9 protein-coding genes are annotated in these 6,358 nt (G+C 59.6%); all 9 read left to right on the top strand.

Annotated features, from left to right (window positions below):
- The first annotated feature begins 239 nt into the window (after window positions 1-239).
- The 9 genes from iscR (at window position 240) to ndk (ending at window position 6,353) form a co-directional block, all read left to right on the top strand.
- Window positions 240-731: a Fe-S cluster assembly transcriptional regulator IscR gene (gene iscR / locus AC07YV_RS07525; protein WP_007974010.1), complete on the top strand. Its 492-nt coding sequence runs from the start codon at window positions 240-242 to the stop codon at window positions 729-731.
- A 50-nt stretch (window positions 732-781) separates the two neighbouring features.
- On the top strand, window positions 782-1,996 hold the full coding sequence (locus tag AC07YV_RS07520) for an IscS subfamily cysteine desulfurase (RefSeq protein ID WP_008057730.1): 1,215 nt from the start codon (window positions 782-784) through the stop codon (window positions 1,994-1,996).
- A 101-nt stretch (window positions 1,997-2,097) separates the two neighbouring features.
- The gene (iscU, locus tag AC07YV_RS07515) at window positions 2,098-2,484 is read left to right on the top strand and encodes a Fe-S cluster assembly scaffold IscU (RefSeq protein ID WP_007974006.1); all 387 of its coding nucleotides are present in this window, start codon (window positions 2,098-2,100) and stop codon (window positions 2,482-2,484) included.
- A 28-nt stretch (window positions 2,485-2,512) separates the two neighbouring features.
- Window positions 2,513-2,836 carry an iron-sulfur cluster assembly protein IscA gene (iscA, locus tag AC07YV_RS07510; protein ID WP_007974004.1) on the top strand — a complete coding sequence of 108 codons (324 nt, stop codon included), beginning with the start codon at window positions 2,513-2,515 and terminating at the stop codon, window positions 2,834-2,836.
- 8 nt (window positions 2,837-2,844) lie between these two features.
- Window positions 2,845-3,366 (top strand): co-chaperone HscB, encoded by a 522-nt coding sequence (gene hscB / locus AC07YV_RS07505; protein ID WP_102699125.1) that lies wholly within the window; start codon window positions 2,845-2,847, stop codon window positions 3,364-3,366.
- Between the two features lie 51 nt (window positions 3,367-3,417).
- Window positions 3,418-5,280: a Fe-S protein assembly chaperone HscA gene (gene hscA, locus AC07YV_RS07500; RefSeq protein ID WP_102699124.1), complete on the top strand. Its 1,863-nt coding sequence runs from the start codon at window positions 3,418-3,420 to the stop codon at window positions 5,278-5,280.
- Between the two features lie 2 nt (window positions 5,281-5,282).
- On the top strand, window positions 5,283-5,624 hold the full coding sequence (gene fdx / locus AC07YV_RS07495; protein WP_015093626.1) for an ISC system 2Fe-2S type ferredoxin: 342 nt from the start codon (window positions 5,283-5,285) through the stop codon (window positions 5,622-5,624).
- 14 nt (window positions 5,625-5,638) lie between these two features.
- Window positions 5,639-5,839: a Fe-S cluster assembly protein IscX gene (gene iscX, locus AC07YV_RS07490; protein WP_102699123.1), complete on the top strand. Its 201-nt coding sequence runs from the start codon at window positions 5,639-5,641 to the stop codon at window positions 5,837-5,839.
- A gap of 88 nt (window positions 5,840-5,927) precedes the next feature.
- The gene (gene ndk / locus AC07YV_RS07485) at window positions 5,928-6,353 is read left to right on the top strand and encodes a nucleoside-diphosphate kinase (RefSeq protein WP_007903599.1); all 426 of its coding nucleotides are present in this window, start codon (window positions 5,928-5,930) and stop codon (window positions 6,351-6,353) included.
- Window positions 6,354-6,358: the final 5 nt, after the last annotated feature.

The raw sequence follows: 6,358 nt of genomic DNA, 5'->3' as shown, positions 1-6,358 counted from the left end.
GATCTTGTTTTTTTAAAAATCAAAGTCAAAAGATCGCAGCCTGCGGCAGCTCCTACAGGGGGCGGGGGTCGTATTTGGGTAATGGCGCTGCGCTAAGCGGTGTGCCATTAAGCCGCAGACCCTGCTATGATGCGCCCGCTCTTTGCGGGTAATCCCGACTAATGTACTAGGTCTTATAGTTGACTTAAATACTCGGGAATTGCATACTCGCCTCATTCCGAACTCCGTGGTAATTGTCCATGCGACTGACTACAAAAGGCCGATACGCCGTGACCGCCATGCTTGACCTGGCGTTGCACGCGCAGCACGGGCCCGTGTCCCTGGCCGATATCTCCGAGCGCCAAGGCATCTCCCTGTCCTACCTCGAACAGCTTTTTGCCAAATTGCGCCGCAGCAATCTGGTGTCCAGCGTGCGTGGTCCGGGCGGTGGCTACCAATTGTCCCGCGACATGCAGGGCATCCAGGTCGCCCAGGTGATCGATGCGGTGAACGAATCGGTCGATGCCACCAAATGCCAGGGGCAGGGTGATTGCCATCAAGGCGACACCTGTCTGACCCACCACTTGTGGTGCGACCTGAGCCTGCAGATTCACGAATTTCTGAGCGGTATCAGCTTGGCTGACCTTGTGACTCGCCGTGAGGTGCAAGAAGTAGCCCAGCGTCAGGACCAGCGCCGTTGCAACAGCAAGGTGCCACGCCTGGACAAGATTGAAGCGTCCGCCGTCGAATGACAGCCAAAGAGCTAGCGGCACGCCAGCCAGCCTGATTTAGGAGATAGTCCATGAAATTGCCGATTTACCTTGATTACTCTGCGACCACCCCGGTTGATCCGCGTGTCGCGCAAAAGATGAGTGAATGCCTGCTGGTCGACGGAAACTTCGGTAACCCGGCGTCCCGTTCCCACGTGTTCGGCTGGAAAGCTGAAGAGTCCGTTGAAAACGCCCGTCGTCAGGTGGCCGACCTGGTCAATGCCGATCCGCGTGAAATCGTCTGGACCTCCGGTGCCACCGAATCCGACAACCTGGCAATCAAGGGTGCGGCACATTTCTACGCCACCAAAGGCAAGCACCTGATCACCACCAAGATCGAGCACAAGGCTGTCCTGGACACCATGCGCCAACTGGAGCGTGAAGGGTTCGAAGTGACCTACATCGAGCCGCGCACCGACGGCCTGGTGACCCCGGAGATGATCGAAGCCGAACTGCGCGACGACACCATCCTGGTTTCGGTCATGCACGTGAACAACGAAATCGGCACCATCAACGACATCGCAGCGATCGGCGAACTGCTCCGCTCCAAGGGCATCCTGTTCCACGTCGACGCCGCTCAGTCCACCGGCAAGGTCGAGATCGACCTGCAGAAGCTGAAAGTCGACATGATGTCGTTCTCCGCCCACAAGACCTACGGTCCTAAAGGCATCGGCGCCCTGTACGTAAGCCGCAAGCCGCGCGTACGTATCGAAGCGACCATGCACGGTGGCGGCCACGAACGCGGCATGCGTTCCGGCACCCTGGCGACCCACCAGATCGTCGGCATGGGTGAAGCTTTCCGCGTAGCCAAGGAAGACATGGCTGCCGAGAACGTACGCATCAAGGCCCTGAGCGACCGTTTCTACAAGCAGGTCGAGCACCTGGAAGAGCTGTACGTCAACGGCAGCCTGACCGCCCGCGTTCCGCACAACCTGAACCTGAGCTTCAACTACGTTGAAGGCGAGTCGCTGATCATGGCGCTCAAGGATCTGGCGGTGTCGTCCGGTTCGGCCTGCACCTCGGCATCCCTTGAGCCTTCGTACGTACTGCGCGCCCTGGGCCGCAACGACGAACTGGCTCACAGCTCGATCCGCTTCACCTTCGGCCGTTTCACCACCGAAGAAGAAATCGACTACGCCGCGCAGAAAGTCTGCGAGGCCGTAACCAAGCTGCGCGCTCTGTCGCCGCTGTGGGACATGTACAAAGACGGCGTCGATATCTCGAAGATCGAGTGGGCGGCACACTAACTATAGAAGCCGCCGGATACAGGTCCTGTAGCAGCGCGGCGGTAAATGCAGCGCAACTACAGGGTCTCAAGAGCGGCCCTGATGAGTGAGGATTGAGAATCATGGCTTACAGCGAAAAGGTCATCGACCACTACGAAAACCCGCGCAACGTCGGCAAGATGGACGCGGAAGATCCTGATGTCGGCACCGGCATGGTCGGCGCTCCGGCGTGCGGCGACGTGATGCGCCTGCAGATCAAGGTCAACGACGCCGGCATCATCGAAGATGCCAAGTTCAAGACCTACGGCTGCGGTTCGGCTATCGCTTCCAGCTCCCTCGCCACCGAGTGGATGAAGGGCAAGACCCTGGACGAAGCGGAAACCATCAAGAACACCCAGCTGGCTGAAGAACTGGCCCTGCCGCCAGTGAAAATCCACTGCTCGGTACTCGCTGAAGACGCCATCAAGGCGGCTGTTCGCGACTACAAGCAGAAGAAAGGCTTGATCTAAGCATTTGGCGACGAGTAAGGAGTCAACGATGGCTATCAGCATGACAGAAGCGGCGGCCAAGCACGTGCGACGCTCCCTCGACGGGCGTGGCAAGGGTGAAGGGATTCGTCTGGGTGTTCGCACCACGGGCTGTTCCGGCCTTGCCTACGTGCTGGAGTTTGTCGACGAGGTGGTTGCTGAGGACCAGGTGTTCGAAAGTCACGGCGAAAAAGTGATTATCGACCCGAAAAGCCTGGCCTACCTGGACGGCACCGAACTCGATTTCGTCAAGGAAGGGTTGAACGAAGGCTTCAAGTTCAACAACCCCAACGTACGCGGTGAATGTGGCTGCGGCGAAAGCTTCAACATCTGAGGCTTGTCGTGGGTACTCCTTGTCATTTCGCTTTATTCGAGCTGCAACCGAGTTTCGATCTGGATCTCGATCAGCTGGCTACGCGCTACCGTGAGTTGGCGCGCGGCGTTCATCCGGACCGCTTTGCAGACGCTTCCGAGCGCGAGCAGCGGCTGGCGCTGGAGCAATCCGCGAGCCTCAACGAGGCCTATCAGACGCTCAAGAGTCCACCCAAGCGCGCGCGTTACCTGCTCGCCTTGAATGGTGGCGAGCTGCCGCTGGAGGTCACGGTGCATGATCCGGAGTTCCTTCTGCAGCAGATGGAGCTGCGTGAAGAGCTCGAAGACCTGCAGGACAGCGCCGACCTCAATGGCGTTGCCGTCTTCAAGCGTCGCCTGAAGGCTGCCCAGGATGAACTGAACCAAAACTTCGCAGCTTGCTGGAACGATGCCGCGCAACGTGAACGGGCCGAACGCCTGATGCGGCGCATGCAGTTCCTCGACAAGCTCACCTACGAAGTGCGCCAGTTAGAAGAGCGCCTCGACGATTAACCCAGTGCCGCTCCGGTCGCACGCCTGATATACAGATAAGTCCTGATAACGATGGCCCTACTGCAGATCGCCGAACCCGGCCAAAGTCCTCAACCGCACCAGCGTCGTCTGGCTGTGGGGATCGACTTGGGCACTACCAATTCGCTGGTCGCTGCATTGCGCAGTGGACTTTCCGAGCCTCTGGCTGACGCGCAAGGGCGGGTCATCCTGCCGTCTGCCGTGCGCTATCACGCTGATCGCGTCGAGGTTGGCGAATCCGCCAAGCTGGCTGCCGCCACCGATCCCCTGAATACCGTGCTGTCGGTCAAGCGCTTGATGGGTCGTGGTCTGTCCGACGTCAAGCAGCTGGGCGAGCAACTGCCCTACCGCTTTGTCGGCGGCGAGTCGCACATGCCGTTCATCGACACGATCCAGGGCCCGAAAAGCCCGGTCGAAGTGTCCGCCGATATCCTCAAGGTCCTGCGCCAGCGCGCCGAGGAGACCCTGGGTGGTGAACTGGTGGGTGCGGTGATCACCGTTCCGGCCTATTTCGACGACGCTCAGCGTCAAGCCACCAAGGACGCGGCCAAGCTGGCCGGCCTGAATGTGCTGCGCTTGCTCAATGAGCCGACCGCTGCCGCAGTGGCCTATGGTCTGGATCAGCATGCCGAAGGCCTGGTCGCCATTTACGACCTGGGCGGCGGTACCTTCGATATTTCGATTCTGCGCCTGACCGGCGGCGTCTTCGAAGTCCTGGCCACCGGCGGCGACAGTGCCCTGGGTGGTGATGACTTCGACCACGCGATCGCTGGCTGGATCATCGAGAGCGCCGGTCTGTCCGCCGACCTCGATCCGGGTGCGCAGCGCAACTTGCTGCAAACCGCCTGTGCGGCCAAGGAAGCCCTGACCAATGCGCCTGCCGTTGAAGTGGCCTATGGCGACTGGAAAGCCGAGCTGACCCGTGATGCCTTCAATGCGCTGATCGAGCCGATGGTCGCGCGCAGCCTCAAAGCCTGCCGTCGTGCGGTACGTGATTCCGGTATCGAGCTGGAAGACGTGCACGCCGTGGTCATGGTCGGTGGTTCGACTCGCGTACCCCGCGTTCGCGAAGCCGTCGCCGAAGCGTTCGGTCGCCAGCCCCTGACTGAAATCGACCCGGATCAAGTGGTTGCCATTGGTGCTGCGATCCAGGCCGATACCTTGGCCGGTAACAAGCGCGATGGTGGTGAGCTGCTGCTGCTCGACGTGATTCCGTTGTCCCTGGGCCTGGAAACCATGGGTGGCCTGATGGAGAAGGTGATTCCGCGCAACACCACCATCCCCGTCGCTCGCGCCCAGGACTTCACCACCTATAAAGACGGCCAGTCGGCCATGGCGATCCACGTGTTGCAGGGCGAGCGCGAGCTGATCAGCGACTGCCGCTCCCTGGCGCGCTTCGAACTGCGCGGTATCCCGGCAATGGTGGCAGGTGCGGCGAAGATTCGCGTGACCTTCCAGGTCGATGCCGACGGTCTGCTCAGTGTTTCCGCTCGCGAACTGGGTTCGGGTGTCGAAGCCAGCATTCAGGTCAAGCCGTCCTACGGCCTGACCGACGGCGAAATCGCCAAAATGCTCAAGGACTCGTTCCAGCACGCCAATGACGACAAGGTTGCCCGTGTACTGCGCGAGCAGCAGGTCGACGCCCAGCGCCTGATCGAGGCCGTGCAGGCCGCTCTGGAGGCCGATGGCAAGCGTTTGCTCGACGCCGAAGAGCGCCTGGTCATCGACCTGCAGGTGCAGGAACTGACCGAACTGATGAAAGGTACCGATGGTTACGCCATCGAGCAGCAGACCAAGCGTCTGTCGCAAGTGACCGACGCCTTTGCTGCCCGCCGCCTGGACTCGACGGTGAAAGCCGCGCTGGCGGGGCGCAACCTGAATGAGATTGAGGAATAACGATGCCGCAGGTCATTTTTCTGCCACACGAGAAGTTTTGCCCCGAAGGCATGGTTGTTGAGGCTGAGACGGGGGTTTCCATCCTCGAACTGGCCCATGAACACCACATCGAGATGGAAAGCGCCTGTGGCGGCGTGTGTGCCTGCACCACCTGCCACTGCATCATCCGCGAGGGTTTCGACTCGCTGGAAGAAGCCGACGAGCTGGAAGAAGACTACCTTGATAAGGCCTGGGGCCTTGAGCGCGAGTCCCGCCTGGGCTGCCAGGCCAAGGTCGGTACCGAAGACCTGACGGTCGAAATTCCGAAGTACTCGCTCAACCACGCCGCCGAAGCGCCGCACTGATTCAAGGAATTGTCATGAAACTCAAGTGGACTGATGTGCTGGAGATCGCGATCCAGCTGGCCGAAAGCAAGCCCGACGTGGACCCTATGTCGGTCAACTTCGTCGATCTGCGCAAATGGGTAATGGAATTACCCGATTTCGACGACTTGCCTGAGCATTGTGGCGAAAAGATCCTGGAGGCCATTCAGGCCCACTGGATCGAAGAACGCGACTGAGCCACGCCGCAGGTTAGGCAATACCCGAGAACCCGCGTATAATTCGCGGGTTTAATTTTTCGTAAATTACCGTTTCTGGAGTTACACCATGGCTGTTCAACGTACTTTCTCCATCATCAAGCCTGACGCCGTTGCTAAAAACGTGATCGGCGAGATCACCACTCGTTTCGAAAAAGCCGGCCTGCGCGTTGTAGCTTCGAAACTGAAGCAACTGTCCAAAGCTGAAGCCGAAGGCTTCTACGCTGAGCACAGCGCTCGTGGTTTCTTCAACGACCTGGTTGCTTTCATGATCTCCGGTCCGGTTGTCGTTCAGGTTCTGGAAGGCGAAAACGCTATCGCTCTGAACCGTGAGCTGATGGGCGCTACCAACCCTAAAGAAGCTGCTGCCGGCACCATCCGTGCTGACTTCGCTGACTCCATCGACGCCAACGCCGTACACGGTTCGGACTCCGAAGCCGCTGCCGCTCGCGAAATCTCGTACTTCTTCGCAGCTACTGAAGTAACCACTCGCTAAGCATT

The organism is Pseudomonas sp. GW456-E7 (assembly GCF_059424105.1).
This window is presented reverse-complemented; position numbering and strand designations above follow the sequence as displayed.

Bases quoted from the DNA above. Each gene is read 5' to 3' on its own strand.
- iscR (WP_007974010.1), top strand. From the start codon at position 240: ATGCGACTGACTACAAAAGGCCGATACGCCGTGACCGCCATGCTTGAC.
- AC07YV_RS07520 (WP_008057730.1), top strand. From the start codon at position 782: ATGAAATTGCCGATTTACCTTGATTACTCTGCGACCACCCCGGTTGAT.
- iscU (WP_007974006.1), top strand. From the start codon at position 2,098: ATGGCTTACAGCGAAAAGGTCATCGACCACTACGAAAACCCGCGCAAC.
- iscA (WP_007974004.1), top strand. From the start codon at position 2,513: ATGGCTATCAGCATGACAGAAGCGGCGGCCAAGCACGTGCGACGCTCC.
- hscA (WP_102699124.1), top strand. From the start codon at position 3,418: ATGGCCCTACTGCAGATCGCCGAACCCGGCCAAAGTCCTCAACCGCAC.
- fdx (WP_015093626.1), top strand. From the start codon at position 5,283: ATGCCGCAGGTCATTTTTCTGCCACACGAGAAGTTTTGCCCCGAAGGC.
- iscX (WP_102699123.1), top strand. From the start codon at position 5,639: ATGAAACTCAAGTGGACTGATGTGCTGGAGATCGCGATCCAGCTGGCC.
- ndk (WP_007903599.1), top strand. From the start codon at position 5,928: ATGGCTGTTCAACGTACTTTCTCCATCATCAAGCCTGACGCCGTTGCT.